General features: G+C 74.2%; 23 protein-coding genes and 1 pseudogene. 6 read left to right on the top strand and 18 right to left on the bottom strand.

The features are described 5' to 3' along the window. Positions 1-43: 43 nt before the first annotated feature. Positions 44-700: a maleylpyruvate isomerase family mycothiol-dependent enzyme gene (locus tag MN205_RS03135; RefSeq protein WP_242124233.1), complete on the top strand. Its 657-nt coding sequence runs from the start codon at positions 44-46 to the stop codon at positions 698-700. Between the two features lie 23 nt (positions 701-723). Here MN205_RS03135 and MN205_RS03130 read toward each other — a convergent pair whose 3' ends face one another. The 10 genes from MN205_RS03130 to iolC form a co-directional block, all read right to left on the bottom strand. Continuing rightward, the gene (locus MN205_RS03130; RefSeq protein ID WP_242730631.1) at positions 724-1,578 is read right to left on the bottom strand and encodes a sugar phosphate isomerase/epimerase; all 855 of its coding nucleotides are present in this window, start codon (positions 1,576-1,578) and stop codon (positions 724-726) included. A 14-nt stretch (positions 1,579-1,592) separates the two neighbouring features. Beyond that, positions 1,593-2,639 (bottom strand): Gfo/Idh/MocA family protein, encoded by a 1,047-nt coding sequence (locus tag MN205_RS03125; RefSeq protein WP_242124229.1) that lies wholly within the window; start codon positions 2,637-2,639, stop codon positions 1,593-1,595. Positions 2,640-2,647: 8 nt separating this feature from the next. Continuing rightward, positions 2,648-3,523, bottom strand: coding sequence for an ATP-binding cassette domain-containing protein (locus MN205_RS03120; RefSeq protein WP_242124227.1), 876 nt, complete (start codon positions 3,521-3,523; stop codon positions 2,648-2,650). Positions 3,524-3,531: 8 nt separating this feature from the next. Continuing rightward, positions 3,532-4,593, bottom strand: a complete 1,062-nt coding sequence (locus MN205_RS03115) for an ABC transporter permease (RefSeq protein WP_242124225.1) — start codon at positions 4,591-4,593, stop codon at positions 3,532-3,534. A 7-nt stretch (positions 4,594-4,600) separates the two neighbouring features. After that, positions 4,601-5,599: a sugar ABC transporter substrate-binding protein gene (locus MN205_RS03110; RefSeq protein ID WP_242124223.1), complete on the bottom strand. Its 999-nt coding sequence runs from the start codon at positions 5,597-5,599 to the stop codon at positions 4,601-4,603. 106 nt (positions 5,600-5,705) lie between these two features. Then, a complete protein-coding gene (locus MN205_RS03105) occupies positions 5,706-6,602 on the bottom strand; it encodes a sugar phosphate isomerase/epimerase (protein ID WP_242124220.1) in 897 nt (298 codons plus the stop codon). Positions 6,603-6,737: 135 nt separating this feature from the next. Beyond that, positions 6,738-8,669, bottom strand: coding sequence for a 3D-(3,5/4)-trihydroxycyclohexane-1,2-dione acylhydrolase (decyclizing) (iolD, locus tag MN205_RS03100; RefSeq protein ID WP_242124219.1), 1,932 nt, complete (start codon positions 8,667-8,669; stop codon positions 6,738-6,740). A 40-nt stretch (positions 8,670-8,709) separates the two neighbouring features. Further along, positions 8,710-9,609, bottom strand: a complete 900-nt coding sequence (gene iolB / locus MN205_RS03095; RefSeq protein WP_242124217.1) for a 5-deoxy-glucuronate isomerase — start codon at positions 9,607-9,609, stop codon at positions 8,710-8,712. A gap of 41 nt (positions 9,610-9,650) precedes the next feature. Continuing rightward, positions 9,651-10,544 (bottom strand): deoxyribose-phosphate aldolase, encoded by an 894-nt coding sequence (locus tag MN205_RS03090; RefSeq protein WP_242124215.1) that lies wholly within the window; start codon positions 10,542-10,544, stop codon positions 9,651-9,653. Continuing rightward, positions 10,537-11,499: a 5-dehydro-2-deoxygluconokinase gene (gene iolC / locus MN205_RS03085; protein ID WP_242124213.1), complete on the bottom strand. Its 963-nt coding sequence runs from the start codon at positions 11,497-11,499 to the stop codon at positions 10,537-10,539. The genes MN205_RS03090 and iolC overlap by 8 nt, the downstream gene beginning before the upstream one ends. A gap of 278 nt (positions 11,500-11,777) precedes the next feature. Here iolC and MN205_RS03080 point away from each other — a divergent pair, with 278 nt between their 5' ends. Genes MN205_RS03080 through MN205_RS03070 form a run of 3 tightly spaced genes read left to right on the top strand, consistent with a single transcriptional unit; the run spans position 11,778 to position 14,410 of the window. Continuing rightward, on the top strand, positions 11,778-12,515 hold the full coding sequence (locus MN205_RS03080; RefSeq protein ID WP_242124211.1) for a GntR family transcriptional regulator: 738 nt from the start codon (positions 11,778-11,780) through the stop codon (positions 12,513-12,515). Between the two features lie 43 nt (positions 12,516-12,558). Continuing rightward, positions 12,559-13,335 carry an SDR family oxidoreductase gene (locus tag MN205_RS03075; RefSeq protein WP_242124209.1) on the top strand — a complete coding sequence of 259 codons (777 nt, stop codon included), beginning with the start codon at positions 12,559-12,561 and terminating at the stop codon, positions 13,333-13,335. A 52-nt stretch (positions 13,336-13,387) separates the two neighbouring features. Then, complete coding sequence (locus MN205_RS03070; RefSeq protein ID WP_242124207.1) at positions 13,388-14,410, top strand: Gfo/Idh/MocA family oxidoreductase; 1,023 nt, start codon at positions 13,388-13,390, stop codon at positions 14,408-14,410. A gap of 58 nt (positions 14,411-14,468) precedes the next feature. Here the strand turns inward: MN205_RS03070 and MN205_RS03065 are convergent, their stop codons facing one another. After that, a complete protein-coding gene (locus MN205_RS03065; protein WP_242124205.1) occupies positions 14,469-15,524 on the bottom strand; it encodes a LacI family DNA-binding transcriptional regulator in 1,056 nt (351 codons plus the stop codon). A gap of 108 nt (positions 15,525-15,632) precedes the next feature. Here MN205_RS03065 and MN205_RS03060 point away from each other — a divergent pair, with 108 nt between their 5' ends. Then, complete coding sequence (locus MN205_RS03060) at positions 15,633-16,820, top strand: phytanoyl-CoA dioxygenase family protein (protein ID WP_242124203.1); 1,188 nt, start codon at positions 15,633-15,635, stop codon at positions 16,818-16,820. 77 nt (positions 16,821-16,897) lie between these two features. On the opposite strand, the gene MN205_RS03055 is transcribed toward MN205_RS03060, so the two are convergent. The 7 genes from MN205_RS03055 to MN205_RS21445 form a co-directional block, all read right to left on the bottom strand. After that, entirely contained in the window at positions 16,898-17,743 is an 846-nt protein-coding gene (locus MN205_RS03055) for a polysaccharide lyase family protein (RefSeq protein ID WP_242124201.1), read from the bottom strand. 11 nt (positions 17,744-17,754) lie between these two features. Next, on the bottom strand, positions 17,755-19,311 hold the full coding sequence (locus tag MN205_RS03050) for an alkaline phosphatase (protein WP_242124199.1): 1,557 nt from the start codon (positions 19,309-19,311) through the stop codon (positions 17,755-17,757). 176 nt (positions 19,312-19,487) lie between these two features. Continuing rightward, positions 19,488-21,821 (bottom strand): phosphoribosylformylglycinamidine synthase subunit PurL, encoded by a 2,334-nt coding sequence (gene purL / locus MN205_RS03045; protein ID WP_242124198.1) that lies wholly within the window; start codon positions 21,819-21,821, stop codon positions 19,488-19,490. Beyond that, positions 21,818-22,498: a phosphoribosylformylglycinamidine synthase subunit PurQ gene (gene purQ, locus MN205_RS03040; RefSeq protein WP_242124196.1), complete on the bottom strand. Its 681-nt coding sequence runs from the start codon at positions 22,496-22,498 to the stop codon at positions 21,818-21,820. The genes purL and purQ overlap by 4 nt, the downstream gene beginning before the upstream one ends. Next, entirely contained in the window at positions 22,495-22,755 is a 261-nt protein-coding gene (gene purS / locus MN205_RS03035) for a phosphoribosylformylglycinamidine synthase subunit PurS (protein WP_242124194.1), read from the bottom strand. The genes purQ and purS overlap by 4 nt, the downstream gene beginning before the upstream one ends. Positions 22,756-22,807: 52 nt before the next feature. Then, positions 22,808-23,893 carry a VanZ family protein gene (locus MN205_RS03030; RefSeq protein WP_242124193.1) on the bottom strand — a complete coding sequence of 362 codons (1,086 nt, stop codon included), beginning with the start codon at positions 23,891-23,893 and terminating at the stop codon, positions 22,808-22,810. Between the two features lie 151 nt (positions 23,894-24,044). After that, a complete protein-coding gene (locus MN205_RS21445) occupies positions 24,045-24,200 on the bottom strand; it encodes a hypothetical protein (RefSeq protein WP_242124191.1) in 156 nt (51 codons plus the stop codon). Here MN205_RS21445 and MN205_RS03020 point away from each other — a divergent pair. Next, a pseudogene (locus tag MN205_RS03020) lies at positions 24,133-25,005 on the top strand (LacI family DNA-binding transcriptional regulator); the annotation flags it as partial. The gene MN205_RS21445 and the pseudogene MN205_RS03020 sit on opposite strands and share 68 nt — an antisense overlap. Positions 25,006-25,075 lie beyond the last annotated feature (70 nt).

The raw sequence follows: 25,075 nt of genomic DNA, 5'->3' as shown, positions 1-25,075 counted from the left end.
CCCCCACCGAGACCCGCACCCGCACCCGCACCCGGAGGACGCCGTGACCACCACCACCCCCACCGCGCGCGACGCCCTGTGGGCGGCAGCGCACAGCGAGCGCGCCGCGCTGGCCGACGACCTCGCCGGCCTCGACGACGCGGACTGGGCGCGGCCGTCGCTGTGCGGGCGCTGGAGGGTGGAGGAGGTCGTCGCGCACCTGACCGCGGCGGCGAGCACCGGCCGGGCGCGCTGGCTGGCGAGCATGGCCGGGGCGCGCTTCGACCCGGGCGTGCACAACGACCGGCGCCTGGCCGAGCAGCTCGGCGCCACGCCCGCGCGGACGCTGGAGCGGTTCCGCGCGGTGGTCACCAGCACGACGGCCCCCACCGGGCACACGGCGGCGTGGCTGGGCGAGGTCGTCGTGCACGCCCAGGACGTGCGCCGCCCCCTCGGGCTCGCGGGTGGGCCGCCGGTCCCCGTGGTCACCGAGGTCGCGCGGTTCTTCACGGCCCGCGACTTCACGGTGGGCGGCCGCAGCGCGTCGCGAGGGCTGCGACTGGAGGCCACCGACGGCCCGTTCACGACCGGCGCGGGAGCGCTGGTGCGCGGCTCGACGCTCGCGCTGACCATGGCCGTCGCCGGCCGGGGCGCGTTCTGCGACGAGCTGACCGGGCCGGGGGTCCCGCTGCTGCGTGCCCGGTGCGCGCTCGCCCGCTGACCGCGCCGCCCGTCACGACCCGCTCACCAGCGGTCGACGTGCTCCTGGATCTTCTCGCGCATGAGCCGGCTGGACTGCTCGCGCTCCTCCTCCCACGCGAAGACGCTGGCGCACACCGCCCCGTCGAAGCCGACCTCGCCCAGGGCGGCGAAGATGCCGTCGAAGTCCACCTCGCCCTCACCGATGTTCAGGTGCTGGTGGACGCGCGCCGTCGAGCCGGGCGGGTTGACGATGTACCGCAGCCCGGAGGAACCGCGGGGGTCGAACGTGTCGGCCACGTGCACGTGGCGCACGAGGTCACCGGCGTACCGGACGATCCCCGGGCCGTCACCGCCCTGGTGGAACGTGTGCGGGGTGCAGTACACGAACCCCACCCACGGGCGGTCCAGCCCGCGCACGAGGTCCACCGCGCGGAAGCCGTCCTCGACGAAGTCGTCGGGGTGCGGCTCGAGGCGCAGCTCGATCCCGTTCACCTCGAAGACGGGCGCCAGCTCCTCGAAGGAGTCGAGGAACCGGGCCTCGCTGGCCTCGGGCAGCTCGGGGCGGCCGTTGAACTCCGACTGCACGACGGGCACGCCGAGCTCGGTGGTGACCTCGACGATGCGCTTGACGTTGCGCACCGCCTGGCGGCGCTCGTCCTCACCGGGGCCGGACCAGCGCTGCACGAACTGGGTGGAGCACACACCCACCCCCGCCGCGTCGAGGGCCTTGCGGAACGCCCGCACCGTGGCCAGGTCCACCCGCGGGTGGCGGAAGAACGGGATGAAGTCCTCGCGCGGGGACAGCTCGATCCACTCGTAGCCGAGGTCCGCGACCACGCCGGGCAGCTCCAGCAGCGGCACGTCCCGGAACATGTAGGTGTCCAGGGCGATCTGCACGGTCACCGCTCCCCTCAGACCCGGGCGCCGAGGTCGACCTCGACGCGGCGGCCGGTGCGCAGGGACTCCACGCCGGCGGCGCAGACGGCGGCGGCGGCGTACCCGTCCCACACGCCCGGGCCGTCGACGCCGGCGCCGCTGCGGACGGCGTCCACCCAGCGCTGGAACTCGACGTCGTAGGCGGCGCCGAAGCGCTCCTTGAAGTCGGCGGGGATGCCGCCGCCCCAGCCGGCGCGGGACTGCTGGACCAGACCGACGCCCAGGCCGATCTGGGCGGTGCCGCGCTCGGCGACGAGCTCGGTGCGCACGACGTACCCGGTCGTGGTGTTGACGAAGATCTCCACGTCGACCAGGGCGCCGCTCTCGGTCTCCATGAGGACGAACTGGGGGTCCTGCAGGCCCTCGGGGGCGTTCGAGGTGCGCCCGGGCCTCAGGACCGTGATGGCGGTGATCTCCTCACCGAGCAGGAAGCGGGCCGCGTCCACCTCGTGCACCACCGAGTCGAGGACGAGCATCTCGGAGGAGAAGTTCGGCGGGGTGGTGGCGTTGCGGTGCACGCAGTGCAGGAACAGCGGCCGTCCCAGCTCCTGCGAGGCGACGACGGCGCGCAGCCGCTCGTACTCGGCGTCGAAGCGGCGCATGAAACCGACCTGGACGAGCTGCCGGCCCAGCGCGCGCTCGGCCTCGACGATCGCTCGGGACGTCTCCGGGGAGGTCGTCAGCGGCTTCTCGCACAGGGTCGGCTTGCCGGCCTCGAGGGCCTTCAGCACGAGGCCCTCGTGGGTGAACCCGGGGGTGGCGATGACGACCGCGTCGACCTCGGGGTCCTCGACGGCCGCGACCGGGTCGTGCAGGGCGCGCACGCCGAACTCGGCGGCCACCGCGTCGGTGCGGGCCCCGTCCACGTCGCTGACCGCGACGAGCCGCGCGCCCTTGGTCAGCTGCGCCAGGCGGCGGGCGTGGTCCTGCCCCATCATCCCGACGCCGAGCACGGCGACGCGGAGGTCCCGGTCGTACCCCTCGCGAGCGGTGTGCAGGGTCGTCTGCGTCGCCGTGCTCATCGGTGTCGTCACCTTCCGGTCGTGCGGGCCGTCGTCAGGCCGGCGGCGTTCTCGGGGGTCTCACCGGGGACGGAGAGCTCGTGGCTCAGGGCCTCGAGCTCCGCGCCGCCGGCCATCTCGTTGGTGAGCTCGTCCAGCGTGATCTCCTGCCGCGGCTTGTCCAGGGAGACGTGGCCGCGGTTGAGGATCACGAAGTGGTTGCCCACCAGGTAGGCGTGGTGCGGGTTGTGGGTGATGAAGATGACGCCGAGACCCGCGTCGCGGGCCTTGGCGACGTACTTCAGCACCACGCCGGACTGCTTGACGCCCAGGGCGGCCGTCGGCTCGTCGAGGATGAGCACCTTGGCGCCGAAGTAGATCGCCCGGGCGATGGCGATGCACTGGCGCTGGCCGCCGGACAGGGCGCCGACGGGGCGTTCGAGGTCGGGCACGCTGATGCCCATCTTCGTCAGCTCCTCGTCGGTGATCTCCATCATGCGCTTGACGTCGAGGTGCTTGAAGGGCCCGAAGCCGGTGCGCAGCTCCGAGCCGAGGAAGAAGTTGCGCCAGATCGACATCAACGGCACCAGCGCCAGGTCCTGGTAGACGGTCGCGATGCCGCGCTCCAGGGACTCCCTGGGGGAGGTGAAGCGCACGGCCTCGCCGTTGACCTCGACGGTGCCCTCGGTGTGCTGGTGCAGGCCGGCGACGACCTTGATGAGGGTCGACTTGCCGGCTCCGTTGTCACCGAGCACGCAGGTGATCTCACCCTGCTTGACCGACAGCGACACCCCGCGCAGGGCGTGGACGTTGCCGTAGCTCTTGCCGACGTCGGTCAGCCGCAGGATCTCCGTGTTCGGGGAGTGGCCGGGCCCTCCGGTCCGCTGGTGGGTGTCGGTGCTCATCGGTCCCCTCACCTCTTCGCCGCGTGGTTCTTGACGACCAGGTTGACGATCGTGGCCAGCAGGAGCATCACGCCGAGGAACAGCTTGAACCAGTTCGCGTCCCAGCCGGCGTAGACGATGCCCAGGCTCGTCATGCCGAAGATGAGGGCGCCGATGGCCGAGCCGACCGCCGAGCCGTACCCGCCGGTCAGCAGGCACCCGCCGACCACGGCGGCGATGATGTAGATGAACTCCTGGCCGACCCCGCCGCCGGACTGGATGGAGTCGAAGCTGAACAGCTGGTGCATGCCGACGAACCAGCCGCAGAAGCCGACCGTCATGAACAGGCCGATCTTCGTCCGCTTGACGGGCACGCCGACCGCACGGGCGGAGGCGGAGTCGCCGCCGACCGCGAAGATCCAGTTGCCCACCCGGGTGCGCAGCAGCGTCCACGTGGCGACCGCCACGAAGAGGATCCACCAGAACACGGTGATCCGGACACCGACGCCGCCGATGCTGATCGTCGAGGCGAACACCGCCCGGGCGGAGTCCCAGCCGTCCATGTCCGACACGGCGCTGGAGGAGACGCCGCCGGTGAGCAGCTTCGTCACGCCCAGGTTGATGCCCTGGAGCATGAAGAACGTCCCCAGGGTGATGAGGAAGCTCGGCAGGCCGGTGCGCATGAGCAGCCAGCCGTTGAAGGCGCCGACGGCCAGGGCCACCAGGAGCGAGACGACGACGCCCACCCACAGGTTCAGCCGCAACTGGTAGGCGAACGTCGCCGCCGTCAGCGCCGTCGTGGTCACCACGACACCGGCGGACAGGTCGAACTCCCCGCCGATCATCAGCAGGGCCACCGCGACGGCCATGATGCCGATGGTCGAGCCGGCGTAGGCCACCGTGGCCAGCGAGGACGCCTGCCGGAAGGTCGGGGCGACGGCGGCGAAGAGGACGAAGACCGCCAGGGCGCCGATGAGGGAGCCGATCTCCGGCCGGGACAGCAGTCGGGAGGTGAAGGAGCGGGTGCGGACGCGGTCGTCGCGGTCCCGGACGGCGGGCGCGGTGCCCGCGGGGCTCACCGAGGTGCTCACGACGGCCTCACCTGGTCCCGCCGGCGGCGAACTCCGCCACCCGGTCGACGTTCGTGGAGTCGATGAACGACGGGCCCGTCAGCGTCGCCTGGCCACCGCCGATGGTGTTGCCGTTGGTGTTGTACAGCCACAGCGAGTCCACCGCGAGGTAGCCCTGCAGGTACGGCTGCTGGTCGATCGCCCACTGCACGTCGCCGTCCTGGATGGCGCCGATCAGCTCGGAGTTGGTGTCGAAGGTGACCACCTGGGCGTCGCTGCCGGCCGCGTCCACGGACTGCACCGCCGTCATCGCGAACGGTGCGCCGAGGGTGACGACCCGGTCGATGCTCGGGGACTGCTGGAGCTTGGAGGTGATCGCCTGCTGCACCGACGGCATGTCCGTGCCCGTCACGTACAGCACCTCGCTGGTGCCGTTGAAGGTGTTGTCCACCCCGCGGCAGCGCGCCTCCAGGCCGACGTGGCCCTGCTCCTGGATGACGCACAGCTCGTGCGTGGCGCCGTCCTCGTTCAGCCGGGTGCCGGCGGCCTCGCCGGCGAGCTCCTCGTCCTGGCCGAAGTAGCCGACGGCGCCGGACTCCTGCCAGTCCTCGAAGCCGCCGTTGAACGCCACGACGGGGATGCCGGCCTCCGTGGCCTTCTGCACCACCGGGCTCAGCGCGTCGGCCTTGGCCAGGGTGACGGCGATGCCGTCCACCCCGGAGTCGATCGCGCTCTGCACCAGGTTCACCTGGTTGCCGGCCTCGGGGTCACCCTGGAAGTTCAGCTCGACGTTGTCCTTGGCCGCGGCGTCCTCCGCACCGGAGCGGACGATGTCCCAGAAGGTGTCGCCGGGTGCGGCGTGGGTGATCATCGCGATCTCCATGCGCGGGGTGTCCGCCACGCCCGCGGCCGCGTCGTCGCCCCCCTCGTCGGCGGGGCGGCCCCCGGAGGAGCTGCACCCCGCCACCGTCATCGCGGCCACGGCCACGAACGCGGCGACGGTCGTCCTGCGCGAGCGAATCCTCATCGATCCGTTCCCTTCTCCACGGGCGGTCGCGCCCGGTGCGTCGAGCCCGCTGGGTCCCAGCGGGGTGGTGCGGGTCTGGTGCGAGACGGTGGCGCGGGGCGGGCCGTCAGGCCTGCGGGAGCCGGCAGGACCGCAGGTAGGTGGAGGTGCGCCGGGCGATGGGCAGGGGGGCGTCGAAGGCGACCGGGTAGAGGTCCTGCTCGACGATGGCGAAGACGTCACGCCCCAGATCTTCCAGCGCGTCGAGGATCGGCGGCATGTCGGGGACCCCCCGGGGGGGCTCCACCATCGCGCCCAGCTTGACCGCGTCGCCGAACCCGAGGTCGTCCTCCTTCACCTTCGCGACCACCTGCGGGTCCACCTGCTTGAGGTGGGCGTAGGCGATGCGGTCGGGGTACCGGCGGATGATCTCGAGGTTGTCCCCGCCGGAGTAGCTGACGTGGCCGGTGTCCAGGCAGAGCTTGACCGCGTCGGGGTCGGTCGTCTCCAGGAAGCGCTCGATCTCGTCCTGGGTGTCGACGTGCGTGTCGGCGTGCGAGTGGAACGCCATCTGCAGGCCGTAGCCGTCCTTGATCGCCCGGCCGAGGCGGTCCATGCCGGAGGTCAGCCGCCGCCAGCCCTCGTCGTCGAGGGTGCGGGGCTCCAGCGCCTCGCCCGTCCTGTCGCTGCGCCACTGGCCGGGGATGACCACCAGGTGGGTGCCGCCCACCGCCCGGGTCAGCTCCGCGACCTGCTCGACCTGGGCCCACGCCTCGTCGTAGTGGTCGGGGCGGTGCAGGGCAGCGAAGATGGTGCCGGCGGAGACCTTGAGGTTCCGGGGCGCCAGCTCGTCGGCCAGCTGCTGCGGGTCGGTCGGCAGGTAGCCGTACGGGCCCAGCTCGATCCACTCGTACCCGGCCTCGGCGACCTCGTCGAGGAAGCGGGCCCACGGGGTCTGCAGCGGGTCGTCGGCGAACCAGACGCCCCAGGAGTCGGGGGCGGACCCGATGGTGATGCGGCTCACTGACTGAACCCTCCCACGTCGTCGTGCGCTCCTGGCGGAGCGGGCACCGGAACTGTCGCGCGCGGAGCGCGACCTGTCAAGCATTTGTCTGGACATTCTTACCTGGCGGGGCGGTGGCGCCCCTGCGGGCGGGCGTCAGACCAGCGGGCGCTGGCGCGCCTTGTGCTGCTCGTACTCCACCCGGGCGCTGCGCGTGGACTCCAGGTGCGAGACCTCCGAGACCGGCACGTCCCACCAGCCGCCCCCGTCGGGTGCCTCGGAGTACAGGTCGGTCTCCACGTGCACCAGCGTCGACTCCTCCGACGCCTTCGCGTCCCGCAGCGCCGCGACCAGCTCGTCGCGGGTGTGCACGCGCAGCACCCGCACGCCCAGGCTCTCGGCGTTGGCGGCGAGGTCCACGGGCAGCTTGTCGCCGGCGAGGTGGCCCTGCTCGTCGCGGTAGCGGTACTTCGTGCCGTAGCGCTGCGAACCGCGCGACTCGCTCAGGGCGCCGATGGAGGCGAACCCGTGGTTCTGCAGCAGCACCACGATCACCTTCACCCGCTCCTGCACGGCGGTGACCAGCTCCGTGGGCATCATCAGGTACGAGCCGTCCCCGACCGTGATGAACACGTCGCGGTCCGGGGCGGCCATGCGCACCCCGATGCCGCCGGGGATCTCGTAGCCCATGCAGGAGTACCCGTACTCCACGTGGTAGCCCTTGCGGTCGCGCGTGCGCCACATGCAGTGCAGGTCGCCCGGCAGCGACCCGGCCGCGCACACGACGACGTCGCGCGCCTCGGCGACCTCGTCGACGGCGCCCAGGACCTCCGCCTGCGCGAGCACGCCGTTGCGCTCCCCCAGCCCGGAGTTGTAGTACCGGTCCACCACGGCGTCCCACTCGCGGTTCAGCCGGGCGGCGCGCTCGCGGTACGCGTCCGGCGTGGAGAAGCCCTCCAGCGCGGCGCCGAGCGCCTCCAGCGCCTCGCGGGCGTCCGCCAGGACCGGCAGGCCGGCGTGCTTGACGGAGTCCAGCCCGGCCACGTTGATGTTGACGAACCGCACGTCCGGGTTCTGGAACGCCGTGCGCGAAGCGGTGGTGAAGTCCGAGTAGCGGGTGCCGATGCCGATGACGAGGTCGGCCTCGGCGGCGATCTCGTTGGCCGCGGTCGTGCCGGTGGAACCGATCGCCCCCAGGCACAACGGGTGGTCGTAGGGCAGCGTCCCCTTGCCCGCCTGGGACTGGCCGACGGGGATGCCGGTGGCCTCCACGAACGCGCGCAGGGCGTCGTCGGCGCCGGAGTACGTCACACCGCCGCCGGCGACGACCATCGGCGCCCTCGCGGCGCGCACCAGCGCCGCCGCCTCCTCGATCAGGGCCTTCTCCGGCGCCGGACGGGCGACGCGCCAGGTGCGCTCGCGGAACAGCTCCACCGGCCAGTCGTGCGCCTCGGCCTGCACGTCCTGCGGCAGGCAGACGGTGGCCGCGCCGGTCAGGGCGGGATCGGTGAGCACCCGCATCGCCCCCAGCAGGGCGGCGGGCAGCTGCTCCGGCCGCCACACGCGGTCGAAGAACCGCGACAGCGGCCGGAAGGCGTCGTTGACGGAGACGTCGTAGCCGGAGTCCAGCTCCAGCTCCTGCAGGACGGGGGAGGCGACGCGGGTGGCGAAGACGTCGCTGGGCAGCAGCAGGACGGGGATGCGGTTGATCGTGGCCAGCGCCGCGCCGGTGAGCATGTTCGACGAACCCGGCCCGATGGACGCCGTGACGGCCATCGCCTGCAACCGGTCCTTCTGGCGGGCGTAGCCGACGGCGGTGTGGACCATCGCCTGCTCGTTGCGTCCTGTCACGTAGGGCACCTGCGCGGCGGGCTTCCAGCCGTCCCCGGCGTCGGCCTCCAGCTCGGCCTCCAGCAGCGCCTGCCCGACGCCGGCCACGTTGCCGTGGCCGAAGATGCCGAGGACGCCGCCGAAGAACTGCTGGCGCTGCCCGTCGCGCTCGGTGAACTGGCTGCTGAGGAAGCGCACGACCGCCTGGGCGACGGTCAGGCGGACGGTGCCGGCGGCGGCGGGGGTTTCTGCGCTCATGGCGATCGGCTCCGATCGGTCCGTGTCTTCGAGGGGGTGTTCAGGCGCCGGTGGGCGCGGAGCAGAGGGGCAGCCGGGGGTCGATCTCCTGGCCGTCCCACGTGCCGCGGACCCAGCCGTGGGCGGGGTCGTCGCAGATCCTCCAGGCCCGCTCGTCCTCCGGGCCGGCCATGACGTTGAGGTAGTACATGTCGTGCGACGGGGAGGCGATGGACGGGCCGTGCCAGCCGTGCGGGATGAGCACGACGTCGCCGGAGCGGACCTCCTCGAGCACGTCGATCGGCCGCTCGGGTTCGCCGTACACGCGCTGGTACCCCAGCCCGGCCTCCGCGCCGGGGGTCCCGGCGGGGGCCAGCGAGCGGAACTCGAAGTAGTAGACCTCCTCCAGCTCGCTCTCCACGTCGCTGGTGCGGTCGTGCCGGTGCGGCGGGTAGGAGGACCAGTTCGCTGCCGGGGTGAGCACCTCGCAGGCGATGAGCTTGTCGGTCTCGAAGGCCTGCGGGGTGGCGAAGTTGTTCACCTGCCGGCTGCACCGCCCCGCCCCGCGCAGCTCCACGGCCACGTCGGAGGCCGGGCCGTAGCGGAACGGCAGCCGGCGGCGGGCGCGCGCGCCGGGGAAGGACAGCACGGCACCGTCGCGGCTGCTCACCCGCACGGTGCTGTCGCGCCCGACGTAGGCGAAGTCGCTGACCGCGTCGAACACGCTGCTGCGGCCGGTCAGGTCGATCACCTCGCCGCCGGCCTCGACGCGCGCCGAACCCGACAGCGGCAGGACGAGCAGTTCCTCCTCCCCCGTGGCGAACTCGCGGGCGGCGCCCGGCGCGAGGGTGAGCGTGCGCAGGCTGGAGAACCTCCAGCCCGCGCTCTCGGGGGTCACCACGAGGTCGAACCCGTCGCGGGCGGCGCTGCCGCGGGGCAGGTGGTGGGGGTTCTCCGCCACGTCCTGGTCCTCTTCCTTCGTCGTTCTCGGTCCGGCGGTGGTCAGTGCACGAGCGAGGCGGCGGTGCGCACGGCGGCCGCCACGTCGTCGTCCGGCGGGTACAGCAGGGTGCGCCCGACGGTCAGCCCGCGCACCGACGGCAGGGCCAGCGCCTTCTGCCAGGTGGCGAACGTCTCCTCGGGAGAGGTGGTGGGGTCCCCGCCGAGCAGCACGGTGGGCAGCGTCGTGGCCTCCATGACGCGCTCCATCTCGTCCACGACGGGCAGCTTCAGCCACGTGTACGCGGTGGTGCGCCCCAGCGCCTGCGCCACGTTCACCGACTTGATGACGCCCTCGGCCGTCAGGTCGTGCGTGACCTTCCCGCCCTCGCGCCGCGACCAGAACGGCTCGATCATCGCGATGAGCCGGCGGGCGGCGAGCTCGCTGATCGCGTCGGCGGAGGCGGTGAGGGTCGACAGGGTGCCCGGATCGTCCAGCGCGATGCGGGTGAGGAACTTCCCGCCGTCGAGGTTGGCGTCGGCGATCGCCCGGGCGTCGTACCCGGTGAAGCGGTCGTCGAGCTCGAAGGAGGCCCCCTGCAGGCCCCCCCGGTTCATCGACCCGAGGACGACCTTGCCCTCCAGGGCTCCGACGAGGGTGAGGTCCTCGATGATGTCGGCGCTGGCGAGCAGACCGTCCACACCCGGGTCGGCCAGCGCCACCCGCAGCCGGTCCAGCAGCTCGGTGCGGCTGGCCATCGCCATCGGGCGGTCGCCGACGCCGTTCGCGCCGCGCGCCGGGTGGTCGGCGGCGATGACCATCAGGCGGCCGTCGGCGGGCAGCACCTGCTCCCGGCGGCGGCGGGCCCGCGCCAGCTCGGCGATGCGCCCGGGACGGAACGCGCGGACGTCGGAGACCTCCGCGTAGTCCTTCGCGAAGGAGGGGTTCTCAGGCACGGGCGGCGACCTCCTCGAGCAGGGCCTCGACCTCGGCGGTCGTCGGCATGGCGGTGGAGCACTCCCTGCGCGTGGCGACGATCGCGCCGGCCGCGTTCGCGAAGCGCAGCACGCGCTCGAGGTCCCAGCCGGCCAGCAGCCCGTGGCACAGCGCGCCGCCGAACCCGTCACCGGCACCCAGGCCGTTGGTCACCTCGACCGGGGTGGGGGGCACCTCGACGACCTCGTCGCGCGTCATGCCCAGCACGCCGCGCGGTCCCTGCTTGACGATCGCGATCTCCACCCCGGCGTCGAGCAGCGCCTCGGCGGCCCGGCGGGGCTCGGTCTCGCCGACGGCGACCTCGCACTCCTCCTTGTTGCCGACGGCGACCGTCACGTGCGGCAGGGCGCGGCGCACCTCGGCGGTGGCCTCGGCGGGGTCCTCCCAGAACATGGGCCGGTAGTCCAGGTCCAGGACGGTCAGCGGCCGGCGGGCGCGGGCCTGCCAGGCGGCGTGGTGCGCGCCGCGACTGGGTTCCTCGCTCAGGCCGGTGACCGTGGACCAGAACACGCCGGCGCGGGAGATCGCCTCCAGGTCCAGCTCCTCCGCGCGGATCCGGAGGTCCGGTGCGGTGGGCAGGCGGTAGAACAGCAGCGGGAAGTGGTCCGGCGGGTAGATCTCGCAGAACGCCAGCGGGGTGTTCAGGCCCTCGACGCCGGAGACGAACGCGTCGGAGACGCCGAACTCCGCCAGCGCCTTGTGCACGAAGGTGCCGAAGGCGTCCTCGCCGGTGCGGGTGATGACGGCGGAGGAGCGGCCGTGGCGGGCAGCGGCGACCGCCACGTTCGTGGCGCTGCCGCCGAGGTACTTGCCGAAGGTCTCGACGTCCTCCAGCCCCACGTTGTCCTGCAAGGGGTAGAGGTCGACGCCGACCCTGCCGATCGTCACCACGTCGAACGCGGCACTGCTGCTCACGCGAGTCTCCTCGAAGTCGTCGGGCCTCGTACCGGCGGTGCCGGAGCACGCCCGGGAGGGAGCGCTCCGGTGCGCCCGGGAGCGGTGCGTCCCTCCCGGGCGCCTGCGTCGCCCGGGCCGCAGCGGCGCGGTGACGAGCCCAGCGTGCTCCCCGCCCCGAGCACTGTCAAGCATATGTCAAGACAAATCGACATGCTGACGTGAAGGCCCACCCCGGGCTAGCATGGCGCGACGGCCGACAGCGGCTGGGCAGCGACGCTGAGCACAGGAGCCCCGCGGTGGACGACCTCTTCGACGACCTCGACCGGTCCAGCCCGGTCCCCCTCTACTTCCAGGTCGCGCGGCAGATCGAGCAGGCGATCGAGGTCGGCAAGCTGCCCCCCGGCTCGCGCCTGGACAACGAGATCCACCTGGCGGACCGCCTGGGCCTGTCCCGCCCCACGATGCGCCGGGCCATCCAGCAGCTCGTCGACAAGGGCCTGCTGGTGCGCAAGCGCGGCGTCGGCACCCAGGTCGTCCACGGGCAGGTCACCCGCCCCGTGGAGCTGACGAGCCTGCACGACGACCTCGCCGCCAAGGGCCAGCAACCCACCACGAAGGTCCTCGTGCACGAGGTCGTGCCCGCCCCCGGTGAGGTGGCCGCGTCCCTGACGGTCCCCGAGGGCAGCCCCGTCCTGCACCTGCGGCGACTGCGCTTCTCCGCCGACGAACCGCTGGCCGTGCTGGAGAACTGGCTGCCCGAACCGTTCACGGACCTCACCGCGTCCAGCCTCGCCGAGCGCGGCCTGTACCAGCTGCTGCGCTCGCGGGGCGTGGGGATGCGCGTGGCGCGCCAGCGCATCGGGGCGCGGCGCGCCACCGCCGAGGAGTGCTCCCTGCTCGACGAGACCCGGGGCAGCCCGCTGCTGACCATGGAGCGCGCCACCCACGACGACTCCGGCCGCGCCGTCGAGTGGGGCCGGCACGTCTACCGCGCCAGCCGCTACGCGTTCGAGGTCACCCTCGTCGACCGCTGACCCACCCAGCTCACGTTCCCGCCCCGCGTCACCAGGAGGTCCCGTGGCACTGCTGCCCGGCAGGGTCGTGCTCGTCAGCGGCGGAACCCAGGGGGTGGGTGCCGCCGTGGCGCGGGCAGCCGTCCGCGAGGGCGCCGCCGTGGTCGTCACCGGCCGCCGGCCCGGCCCCGGCGAGGCCCTCGTCGCCGAGCTGACCGCCGCCGGCGGGGACGCCGCGTTCGTGCGGGCCGACGTCGCCGACGTCGCGCAGGCGCGCGCCTCGGTGGCGGCCGCGGTGGAGCGCCACGGCCGCGTCGACCACCTCGTCAACGCCGCCGGCCTCACGTCGCGCGGCACGCTGCTCGACACGACGCCCGAGCTGTTCGACGCCCACGTGGCGGTGAACCTGCGCGCCCCGTTCTTCCTCATGCAGGAGGTGGTGCGCCACCTGGTCTCCCGCGGCGCACCGGGCAGCGTCGTGAACGTCATCTCCTCCTCCGAGCACGGCGGGCAGCCGTACCTGGCGCCGTACGTCGCCGCGAAGGCCGGGCTGGCCGGGCTGACCCGCAACGCCGCGCACGCGCACCGCCGCGACCGCATCCGCGTCAACGGCCTGGACATCGGCTGGACCGACACCGAGGGCGAGGACGCGACCCAGCGGGAGTTCCACGGCGCCGGCGACGACTGGGCCGCGGCCGCCGGACGGGACCTGCCGATGGGCCGCCTCGCGGACCCGGGCGAGATCGCCGAGATGGTCGTGTTCCTGCTGTCCGACCGCTCCGGCGTCGTCACCGGCTCGGTGGTCGACTGGGACCAGAACGTCCTGGGCGCCCTGGACTGACCCGCCGCCCCGGAACCGCCGGGGCGGACCCGACACGCCCCTGGAGGAACCCGTGCGCCTCGGACTCGTCGGCCTCGGCCGCATCGGCGCGTTCCACGCCACCACCCTCACCGGCCTGGAGGCCGTCGACCACCTCGTCGTCGCGGACGCCGCCCCCGGTGCGGCGCGGGCGGTCGCCGAGCGCCACCCCGGCCGCGTCACCACCGCCGCCGACGTGGCGGAGGTGCTGGCCTCCGGCGTCGACGGTCTCGTCGTCGCCGCCGCGACCGACGCCCACCCGGGACTGGTCCTCGCCGCGCTCGACGCCGGGGTCCCCGTGTTCTGCGAGAAACCCGTCGCCCGCGCGGCCGGCGACGCGGTGGCGGTGCTGCGCCGCGTGGAGGCCGGCGACGTGCCCGTGCAGATCGGGTACAACCGCCGCTTCGACGAGGCCGTGGCCGCGGCCCGCGAGGCGGTGGCGAGCGGGGCGCTGGGCCGGCTGCACACGGTGCGCTCCACCACGATGGACCCCGCCCCACCGCCCGCCGCGTACGTCGCCACCTCCGGCGGCATCTTCCGCGACTGCAGCGTCCACGACTTCGACACCGTGCGGTTCGTCACCGGCCGGGAGGTCGTGGAGGTCTACGCCACCGGCAGCGCGAACGGCGACCCCGTGTTCGCCGAGAACGGCGACGTGGACACCTCCGCCGCCGTCCTCACCCTCGACGACGGCGCGATCGCCCTCGTCTCCAACACCCGGTGCAACGCGCGCGGCTACGACGTGCGCCTGGAACTGCACGGCACCGCCGACAGCGTCGCCGCCGGCCTGGAGGACCACCTGCCGCTGCGCTCGCTGGAACCCGGGGCGACGTTCCCCGCGGGGGCGCCGCACACGTTCTTCATGGACCGCTTCGCCGACGCCTACCGCGCCGAGCTGCGCGCGTTCACCGAGGTCGTCGCCGGCACCCGGCCCTCGCCGTGCACCGTGGCCGACGCGGTGGAGGCCGGCTGGATCGCCGAGGCGTGCATGCTCTCGCTGCGCGAGCACCGGCCGGTGCGGCTGGCGGAGGTGCGCTCGAGCCCCGCGCCGGCCTGACCCCTCCCCTCGGTGCGTCGCCGGCTCCGTCCTGGACGGCTGTGCCTCGCTGCACGGGTCAGCCGCGCAGCGAGACCGGTGGGACGTTGAACGGCGTCACCACCTGCACCTGGGAGGGCCGCGCGGGCACGGGCCCGGGCAGGACGCCGCGGGCGTGCAGCAGCACCCGGCAGGCGCGACGCAGGTCCGCGCGCAGGTCGTGGTGCAGCACCACCGAGATCCGCCGGTCGCGCAGGAGTTCCGCGTTCTCGCCGTCCAGGTCGTGCGCGACGAACGCCGCGCACCCGCGCCCCGCCGCGGCGAAGGCGTCCAGGACGGCGGTGCTCCCGCCCGCGCCGGCGTACATCGAGTAGACCGCCCGCACGCCCGCCCGCTCCCGGAGCACCCGAACCACGCCCGCGGCCACCGCCGCGGCGGAGTCCTCGTCGTCGACGACGTCCACCGTCGCGCGGCCCGGCGCCAGGCGCGCCAGGGTGCTGCGGAACCCCTCGTCGCGCTCGTCCTCGCCGCGCGAGGAACCCCCGGCGCGCACGACGAGCACGTCGCCGGGGTCCTCCCGCCCGGTGCCACCCAGCCACTGCGCCAGCAGGTACGCGGCCGTCGCGCCGGCGGCGCGGTTGTCCAGGCCCACGTAGGCGGTCCGGGCGCGGGAGGGCAGGTCGGTGACGAGCGTGACGACCGGGACGCCGGCCGCGGTCACCTCGGCGAGGGCGTCGAGGACCTCCGGCCGGGCGGGCGCCTTGAGCACCACGCCGTCCGAGCCGCGGCGCGCCAGCGTGCGCAGCGTCGCCGCCAGGGGTTCCGCCGAGGCGCCGTCGTGCAGGTGGGAGCGGGCCCGCACGAGCGCGGGTCGCAGCGACGGCAGCACCGCCTCCAGCGCCGAGCGCACCGCCCCCGAGAAGCGCGGAGGGGCCTGCACCACCAGGTCCACCCGGAACGCGCGGCCGCTCGCGCTGAGCTGGGAGCGCTGCCGCTCCAGCTCGGCGACGGCGCGGTGGACCTCCGCGACGGTGCCCGGGCGCACCCCGGGCCGCCCGTGGAGCACGCGGTCGACGGTGGCCAGGCTCAGCCCGGCCTGGGCGGCGATCTCGCGGAGGCGGAACGGGTGGGTCACGGCGGACGAGCCTGAGGTGTCCTTGAGGGCTTTTCAAGCCCCGCTCCCCCGCGGGGCCGCCCTAGCGTGGTGGCACGACCCGCCCGTGACGGCAGAGAGGCCGAGACGATGACCACCGTCCCCACCGCACCCCGCACCCCCGTCTGGTTCACCCCGGCCGACTGCGACCTCGACGCGTTCCGCGCGGTCGTCGAGCAGGAGACGCGCCTGGAGGAGCACCCGTTCGCCGACGCCGTCGAGCAGGGCGTCCTCGTCTACGGCGAGCGGGTGCGCGACCACCTCGCCGATCCGGCCGACCGGCGCGACGTGCAGGCGGAACTGGCCCGGGCCCTGGCGGACGGCCCCGGCGTCGTGGTGTTCCGGGGCGCGTTCGAGGAGGCGGTCGTCGACCGCGCCGGCGAGGTGTTCCGCGCCCTCATCGCCGAGCAGAGGGCCGCGGGCGTGTCCGGCGGCGACCACTTCGCCACGCCGGGCGCGAACGACCGCGTGTGGGGCGCGCTGGACAAGTTCGCCGTGCGCGACCCGGAGGCGTTCTGCGACTACTACGCCAACGACGTCCTCGCGCTGGTGAGCGAGGCCTGGCTGGGGCGCGGCTACCAGGTCACCTCACAGGTGAACGTCGTGAACCCGGGCGGGACCGCGCAGCGCGCGCACCGCGACTACCACCTGGGGTTCATGGACCGCGAGCAGGCGCTGGCGTACCCCGCGCACGTGCACGCGCTCTCCCCCGCCCTGACCCTGCAGGGGGCCGTGGCGCACGTGGACATGTCCGTGGAGACGGGCCCGACGCTGTACCTGCCGCACTCGCAGAAGTACCCCGCCGGCTACGTCGCCTTCCACCAGCCGGAGTTCACGGAGTACTTCGACGCCCACCGCGTGCAGCTGCCGCTGCGCAAGGGCGACGCGGCGTTCTTCAACCCCGCCCTGTTCCACGGCGCCGGTTCCAACGCGTCCGCCGACGTCGCCCGGATGGCGAACCTGCTGCAGGTCTCGTCGGCGTTCGGGCGGGCGATGGAGACGGTGGACACCACCGCGATCAGCTCGGCCGTCTTCGGCGCCCTGCGCGCCCGCCGGGCGGCCGGGGCGCCCGAGCGGGAACTGCGCAACGTGGTGGCGGTGGCCGCCGAGGCGTACGCGTTCCCCACGAACCTCGACCGCGACCAGCCGATCGGCGGGTTGGCGCCGGCCTCGCAGGCGGACCTGCTGCGGCGGGCCGTGGTGGAGGGCTGGGAGCAGGAGCGCCTGGACGCGGGACTGGCCGCGCAGGAGGAGCGCCGGCGCACCGGGCTGCGCTGACCCGCGGGGCACGCGACGGCCCGCCACCCCGGGTGGGGGTGGCGGGCCGTGGGCGGGCCCCGCGCGGGGAGAACGCGCTACGGGCGGACGTACAGCCCGATGGCGTCCCAGGCGACCCAGCCCCCGGTCGCCACACGGAACCGGACGGTGTTCTCCCCCGCCCGCAGCGCCCCGGCGGGCACCGCGAACTCGTGGAAGGAACGGACCAGGGTGGAGCCGGGCACGGTGGCGTCACCGTCGCGCGAACCGCGCGTGGCTCCGGCCGCCACGTCGACGTCCTGGACGCGAGTGTCGTTGACGTCGACCTCCAGGCGACCGCCCAGGCGGGTGCTGTCGATCAGCCACAGCGCCAGGTCGTGGTCGCCGGACGGAGCCTCGTCGAGGGTGAGGTGCCAGTCGGCGGTGTAGGCCTTGTTCCCGGCCCAGCCGTCACCGGGACCGGGCAGCAGGTAGGGCCACGCAGCCGCCGGGGTGTCCCGGCCCTGGACGTACTCGACGAGGGCGTCGGGGTACGTCGTGGGGATCTGCGCGTAGCCGGCCGGGGCGAAGCGGAACTCCAGGCTCTTCCCGTCGAACTCCCCGATCCGGGCGACCTCGAGCCCGGTGGCGGTGACCGAGGCCTGCGACGCGGCCGTGAGCGCGGCGCTGGGCCTGCTGCGCGCACCGGCGTCGGAGACGGCGGTGACCACGTAGGTCCACTCCTCGCCGGCCGGGTCGTGCCCGTCGTGGACGAAGCGGGGGTAGACGGTCTTGCCGAGCAGGTCCGCCTCGGTGGGCCGCCACCGCCGGCGCTCCCCGCGGGTGGCGTAGACGCGGTAGTGGTCGATCAGCGGCTCCCAGCCGGCCGGTTGCCAGCTCAGGACGGTGCGGGCGAGGGCGCTCTCGGCGGCCAGCTCGGTGACGGTGCGGGGGCGTGCGGTCATCGTGGTCTCCTTCAGGCCTGGATCAGACGGGGGTCACCGGCCGGGGTGGTGAACCGCGCGCTCAACTGCTTCGGGGCGGTGTCGTCGGCCTCGATCCACGGCACGATCCAGAAGCTGGAGACCATCTCCTCCGGGGTGAGGTGAACGTGGAGGTAGCCGCGGCGGCCGTCGTAGAGGCGGACGTAGTCGTGGCGGACCCAGTCGGGCGTGTAGGAGTCGGTCTCAGCGCCGTCCCCGTCGGAGGCGACGGACGTGCACACCAGCTCCACGCCGACGTTGGGCCCGTCCGGGTCGGAGAAGTCGGCCTTGAGCTCCGCGGCGACGTGCTTGTGGATGTCCCCGGTGAGCACCACCGGGTTGCGGGAGGCGCCCATGGCGTCCAGGAGCCGCTGCCGGGCGGCCGGGTAACCGTCCCACATGTCGGTGCGGTCCTCGCTGATCGCGGTCACCACCACCCCGCTGGCCAGCAGGTTCCACGTCGCCGGGGTGCGGGTCAGCCGTTCCCGGACCCACGCCTCCTGGGCCGCGCCGAGCATGGTGCGCGACTCGGCGTACTGCTCCTCGGGCCCGTCCGGGACCGGGTCGCGGAACTGCCGGGTGTCCAGCAATGAGAACCGCGCCAGGGAACCGACGTCGAAACCGGTGGTGATGTCCGACTCGGGCCCGGTGGGCAGCGAGTCCACGTCCAGCGGCATGTTCTCGTAGAACGCCCGGTAGGCGACCGCGATCCGGTGGGCGAACAGCTCGTCCGGGATGCCGTAGGCCGAGGAGTCGGCCACGTAGTTGTTCTGCACCTCGTGGTCGTCCCAGATCGCGACGGCCGGGACGCGGGCGTGCACGGCCTGCAGGTGCGGGTCGCTCTTGAACAGCGCGTACCGCAGGCGGTACTGCTCCAGGGTCTCGATCTCCACGGCGTGGGCGGCGCCCACCTCGGCCCCCTGGCGCCACAGGTTGGTGTCCGTGATGCCGTACTCGTAGACGTAGTCGCCCACGAACACCACCAGGTCCAGGTCCTCCTCGGCCGCCAGGTGCTTGTGGGCCGTGAAGTGGCCGTGGTACCAGGCCTGGCAGGAGACCACGCCGACGCTGAACGAGCCGACGGGCGCCCCCGGCGCGGGCAGGGTGCGGAACCGCCCGACGGGACTGGTCCGCGGGCCCACCAGGAAGCGGTAGAAGTAGTCGGTGGAGGCGTCGAGCCCTTCCACCCGCGGGTGGACCGAGTGGGCGAGCTCCGGCTGGGCGAGCGCGTGGCCCGTGCGCACGACCTGCTCGAAACCCTCGTCGAGGGCGACCTGCCAGCGCACGCTCACCGGCCGCAGCGGCATCCCGCCGTGGCCGTCCTCGGCCAGCGGTTCCGGCGCCAGCCGGGTCCACAGGACCACGCCGTCGGGGCGGGGTGCGCCGCTGGCCACCCCCAGCCCGAACAGGTCCCCCCGCAGCGGCGGCGGTGCCGCAGCCGCGGTCTCCGGGGCGGCGACGCCCAGCGCGAGGACGGTGGCGCCGGCTCCGCTGAGGCCCAGCAGGTGACGGCGGCTCAGCTCTGGGCGGGCTACGACTGGTTGCGACACGGGAGACCTCTCGGATCGGTGGTTTCCCGTGACGCTAGGGAGGCGAGGTGAACGCGCGCCGACTCGGCGGTGACGCGCTCACGATCACCGGGGTTCGTCTCCGGTGACGCCCCGTGCTCCCGCGGACGCACCGGTGCCCCTCCCGCGTGGGCGGGAGGGGCACCGGGTCGGGGCGGTCAGGCGCCGAAGCGCGCCGGCAGGGTCGCGGAGTGGGCCTCGCGCAGCTCGGCCAGCGGCAGCGAGAACAGCCCCTGCACGTCCAGGGCCGGCTCCTCGCCCTCGACGACGTCGGTCACGCCGATGCGCAGGTGCGCCAGGCCGCGCGCGGTGCACATGTCCGTGAACCGCACCTCGTCCTCGCGGGGCACCGCGACGACCGCGCGGCCCGCCGACTCCGAGAACAGCGCGGTGAACGCGTCGACGCCGTCACGCTCGCACAGCTCGTCCAGCCACACGCGCGCCCCCACGCCGAAGCGCAGGCAGCTCTCCACGAGGGCCTGCGCCAGGCCGCCGTCGGAGAGGTCGTGCGCGGCGTCCACCAGGCCGTCGCGCGAGCAGTTCACCAGCACGTCCGCCAGGAGCTTCTCGTGCTCCAGGTCCAGCGCCGGGGGCAGCCCGCCCAGGTGGCCGTGCTCGGCCCACGCCCACTCCGAGCCGCCCAGCTCGTCGCGGGTGGTGCCCAGCAGGTAGACGTTCTGCCCGGCCTCGCGCCACCCCGAGGGGGTGCGGCGCGAGACGTCGTCGAGCACCCCGAGGACGCCGATCACCGGGGTGGGCAGCACCGCCGAGTCCAGACCGGCGTCGCCGGTCTGGTTGTACAGCGACACGTTGCCACCGGTGACGGGCACGCCCAGCGCCTCGCACGCCTCGGCCAGCCCCCGCACGGCCTCCGCGAACTGCCACATGACGCCCGGGTCCTCCGGGGAGCCGAAGTTCAGGCAGTCCGTCACCGCCAGCGGCTTCGCACCGGTGGTGGCGACGTTGCGGTACGCCTCCGCCAGCGACAGCTGCGCACCGGCGCGCGGGTCGAGCTTCGCGTAGCGCCCGTTGCCGTCCAGGGACAGCGCCACGCCCAGCCCGGTGCTCTCGTCCACGCGCACCACGCCGGCGTCGTCGGGCATCGCCAGGGTCGTGTTGCCCAGCACGTAGCGGTCGTACTGGTCGGTCACCCACGCGCGGCTGCACAGGTTCGGGGAGGCGACCAGGCGCAGCAGCGCGGCACGCAGCTCGTCCCCGCCCGCCGGGCGCGGCAGGCGCTGCGCCGTCGGGGCGTCGGCCTGCAGCGCGTCCTGCGAGGCCGGGCGCGCGTACGGGCGCTCGTACACCGGGCCCTCGTGGGCCACGGTGCGCGGCGGCACGTCCACGACCGTCTCGCCGTGCCACTGCACCACGAGGTGGTCGCCGTCGGTGACCTCACCGAGCACGGCGGCCTCGACGTCCCACTTCGCGGTCACCGCGAGGAACGCCTCGACGTTGGCCGGGGTGACCACCGCCATCATCCGCTCCTGCGACTCGCTCATGAGGATCTCCTCCGGCGAGAGCGAGGGGTCGCGCAGCGGCACCCGGTCCAGGTGGATCAGCATGCCGCCGTCACCGGCGCTGGCCAGCTCGCTGGTCGCGCAGGACAGCCCCGCCCCACCGAGGTCCTGGATGCCCTCCACCAGCCCGCTGTGGAACAGCTCCAGGCAGCACTCGATGAGCACCTTCTCCTGGAACGGGTCGCCCACCTGCACCGCGGGGCGCTTGCTCGGGCCGCCTGCCTCGAACGTCTCCGACGCCAGCACCGACACGCCGCCGATGCCGTCGCCGCCGGTGCGGGCGCCGAACAGCACGACGAGGTTGCCGGCGCCGCGCGCGTTCGCCAGGTGCAGGTCCTCGTGCTTCAGCGCACCCACGCACAGCGCGTTGACCAGCGGGTTGCCCTGGTAGGAGGGGTCGAAGACGACCTCGCCACCGATGTTGGGCAGGCCGATGCAGTTGCCGTACCCGCCCACGCCGGAGACGACGCCGGGCACCACGCGGGCGGTGTCCGGGTGGTCGATCGCCCCGAAGCGCAGCGAGTCCATCACGGCGATCGGGCGCGCACCCATCGCCATGATGTCGCGGATGATGCCGCCCACGCCGGTGGCCGCGCCCTGGTAGGGCTCGACGTAGCTGGGGTGGTTGTGGCTCTCCACCTTGAACGTCACGGCCCAGCCGTCGCCGATGTCGACCACGCCGGCGTTCTCGCCGATGCCCACCATGAGGGACGTCTTCATCTCGTCCGTCAGGTGCTCGCCGAAGGTGCGCAGGTGCACCTTGGACGACTTGTAGGAGCAGTGCTCGCTCCACATCACCGAGTACATCGCCAGCTCCGCGCCCGTGGGCCGCCGGCCCAGGATCTCGCGGATGCGCGCGTACTCGTCGGCCTTCAGGCCCAGCTCCGCCCACGGCTGCCCGTGCTCCGGCGTGGCGGTGGCGCGCTCGACGGTGTCCAGGGCGCGCGCGCTGGGCACGACGGGGGCGCTCACGCGCCCACCGCCGCGAGGCCCGCGGTCAGCACCGAGGTGAACAGCCCCAGCCCGTCGGTGCCGGGGCCGTAGCCGTCCTCCACCGCGTGCTCCGGGTGCGGCATGAGGCCCACCACGTTGCCGCGCTCGTTGGCGATGCCGGCGATGCCGCGCAGCGAGCCGTTGGGGTTGGCGCCCAGGTAGCGGAAGACCACGCGGCCCTCGCCCTCCAGGCGGTCCAGGGTCGCCTCGTCGGCGACGAAGCCGCCCTCACCGTTCTTCAGCGGCACCGTGATCTCGGCACCGGCCTCGAAGGCGGACGTCCACGCCGTCGCGGTGGACTCCACGCGCAGGCGCTGGTCCGTGCACACGAACTTCTGGTGGTCGTTGCGCACCAGGGCACCGGGCAGCAGGTGCGACTCGCACAGCACCTGGAAGCCGTTGCAGATGCCGAGCACGGGCATGCCGCGCCGCGCTCCGGCGACGACCTCGCCCATCACGGGCGCGAAGCTGGCGATGGCTCCGCAGCGCAGGTAGTCGCCGTAGGAGAAGCCGCCGGGCAGCACGACCGCGTCCACGCCGCGCAGGTCCGCGTCGGCGTGCCAGAGGGTCACCGGCTCGGCACCGGCCAGGCGCACCGCGCGGCGGGCGTCGCCGTCGTCCAGGGAGCCGGGGAAGGTGACGACGCCGACCTTCACGCGGTCACCTCCTCCGCGGCCCGCACCGAGACGACGTCCTCGATGACCGGGTTGGCCAGCAGCTTCTCGGCCGCGGCGCGGGCCTGCTCGAGGACCTCCGGGGTGACCTCCCCGTCGACCTCCAGCTCGAACCGCTTGCCCTGGCGGACGCCGGTGAAGGCGTCGAAGCCGAGGCGGGGCAGGGCGCCGACGACGGCCTTGCCCTGCGGGTCGAGGATCTCGGGTTTCGGCATGACGTCGATGACGACGCGGCCCATGCGCGGCGCTCCTTCGAGGGGGTGGACCGAGGGGGGCTCGGCTGACCCCAGGCTACCGCCGCGGCGGCGGGCCCTCGTCCGCCGGGACGCGGTCGTCCTCGACGTCCCAGCCGGCGAGCGCGTGCGGCAGGCCCCGGTGCCCGCGCGTGGTCCACACCGCGACCGCCGCGGCCACCGCCAGCGCGGCCGCCAGCGTCGACGCCGCCGCCGGCCCGGAGGTGTTCAGCAGGTGGAAGCCGCCGGCGCCGGCCAGCCAGCGCAGCACCCCCCGCCACGGGCGCAGCGGGCCGCGCGGGCGCAACCGCACCACCGCCTCCCCCGGGGTGCGCCCGGTGGTCAGCACCTGCGCCAGCAGCAGCGCCGCCGGCAGCAGGGTCGCCACCAGCAGCAGCACCGCGCGGTCCGCGGCCGGCGGCACGCGCAGCCCGGCGCCCAGCACCAGCGCCCGCCAGGTGAACGCGGCGGCCGCCCCGGCCCCGGTGAGCAGCACCACGTCGCTGACCATGCCCAGCAGCCGGCGCCAGACCGTCACGGGCCGCGCCACCCCCGCCGGCCGGGCCTCCTGCCCGGGCAGCCGCCGCAGGAGCGGGGCCAGGAGCGCCCCCAGCAGCGCGCCGGCGGTGTTGGCGAGCAGGTCGTCCACGTCGAGGATGCGGTAGGCGCACGGGTACAGGGACCACACACCGGTGAGCTGGGTGAGCTCCACGAGCGCCGACACGCCCAGGCCCGTCAGGACCGCGCCGGCCACACCGCGCCGGGTCAGGTGGCGCACGAACGCCCCCAGCGGCGCGAAGAGCGCCACGTTGAAGGCGAACTGCTGCAGGGCGGCGTTGGCGACCACGTCGGCGGGGGTGCGCAGCCCCAGGCGGGCGGCGTCGGCGAGGAACCGGCCCGGCACCAGCTGCGGCTGCTCACCGCCGTCCGCGCACAGCTGAGCGGTGCTCGCCGGCAGCGGCAGCAGCGTGTACGCGACGACCGCCAGGGCGTGCACGAGGACGGCGAGGGCCAGCACGGACGGCACCAGCCCGACGGTGCCGCGGCGGCGGAACTGCACCGCCACGTACGGCACGAACAGCGCCGACGCCAGCAGCACGCCACCGGTGACGGCGACCACGGCCGGCAGCAGGAGGCGGTTCACGCGCGCCCCCGCCCGGGGCCGGGAGCGCGGCGGCGGGTCCGGGGGTGCACGGGCCCAGCCTGGCGCAGGGGGACGGCCCGGTCGCGCCGGCGGAGCACCCGGACGGCCCCGCGGGGCGGCCCGCGCGGGCCGCGACGGCGGTACGGTGCGCTCACCCGCGCGGGGCGCGGGAGGACCGAGGAGCTGCCGTGACCACCATCATGGACGTCGCCGCGGCCGCGGGGGTCTCCGCGAGCACGGTGTCGTACGTGCTCAGCGGCAAGCGCACGATCTCCGCGCCCACCCGCGCGCGCGTGGAGCGCGCCATCCGCGACCTGGGCTACCGACCGCACGCCGGCGCGCGCGCCCTGGCCTCCAACCGCACCGACATCATCGGCCTGGTCGCGCCGCTGCGCGAGGACGTCAACGTCACCGTGATCATGCAGTTCGTGCGGTCGGTGACCACCACGGCCCGCGGCCACGACCTGGACGTGCTGCTGCTGACGAAGGAGGAGGACGCCGGCCTGCGCCGCGTCAGCAACGGCTCCCTCGTCGACGGCCTGCTCGTGATGGACATCGAGGCGGAGGACCCGCGCGTGGACGTGCTGGCCGCCCTGGAGCGCCCCACGGTGCTCATCGGCGTGCCGAACGACCCCAAGGGCCTCAGCTGCGTCGACTTCGACTTCGCCGGTGCGGCGCGCACCGCGGTGGCGCACCTGACGGGCCTGGGGCACCGGCGCATCGCGGTGCTGGCCTCGCCGCCGCGCTCGCTGACCCGGCACGCCGGGTACGCCGAGCGGGTGCGCGACGGGTTCCGCGAGGCGGTGCGGGCGGCCGGCGCCGAGGGCGCGTACCAGCCGTGCGAGCCGGGGGCCGAGGGCGTGCGCAGCAGCCTGGCGGCGGTGCGGGAGGAGCTGCCGGGGGTGAGCGCGCTCGTGGTGCACAACGAGGCGGCGCTGCCGTCGCTGCTGGCGGTCCTCGCCGAGGAGGGCCTGCAGGTGCCGCGGGACGTGTCGGTGGTGACGATCGCGGCCAGCGCGGGTGCGAACCTGCCCCAGCCCCTGACGTCGCTGGACATCCCGGCGCTGGACGTGGGCCGGATCGCGGTGGACATGCTGGTGGCCCGCATCGCCGGTGAGCGCACCGCGGAGACGCGGCTGCTGGCGGCGTGCCTGGAGGACCGCGGGAGCACGGCGGCGCCCC

This window comes from Kineococcus sp. TRM81007, from assembly GCF_022669155.1.
GTDB lineage: Bacteria > Actinomycetota > Actinomycetes > Actinomycetales > Kineococcaceae > Kineococcus.
The sequence above is the reverse complement of the archived record's forward strand: the minus strand, read 5'-3'. Positions and strand labels throughout refer to the sequence as shown.

Bases quoted from the DNA above. Each gene is read 5' to 3' on its own strand.
- MN205_RS03125 (WP_242124229.1), bottom strand. From the start codon at position 2,639: ATGAGCACGGCGACGCAGACGACCCTGCACACCGCTCGCGAGGGGTAC.
- MN205_RS03110 (WP_242124223.1), bottom strand. From the start codon at position 5,599: ATGAGGATTCGCTCGCGCAGGACGACCGTCGCCGCGTTCGTGGCCGTG.
- MN205_RS03055 (WP_242124201.1), bottom strand. From the start codon at position 17,743: ATGACCGCACGCCCCCGCACCGTCACCGAGCTGGCCGCCGAGAGCGCC.
- MN205_RS03120 (WP_242124227.1), bottom strand. From the start codon at position 3,523: ATGAGCACCGACACCCACCAGCGGACCGGAGGGCCCGGCCACTCCCCG.
- iolD (WP_242124219.1), bottom strand. From the start codon at position 8,669: ATGAGCGCAGAAACCCCCGCCGCCGCCGGCACCGTCCGCCTGACCGTC.
- purS (WP_242124194.1), bottom strand. From the start codon at position 22,755: ATGGGCCGCGTCGTCATCGACGTCATGCCGAAACCCGAGATCCTCGAC.
- MN205_RS03060 (WP_242124203.1), top strand. From the start codon at position 15,633: ATGACCACCGTCCCCACCGCACCCCGCACCCCCGTCTGGTTCACCCCG.
- MN205_RS21445 (WP_242124191.1), bottom strand. From the start codon at position 24,200: ATGGCGCGCTCCACGCGCGCGCGGGTGGGCGCGGAGATCGTGCGCTTG.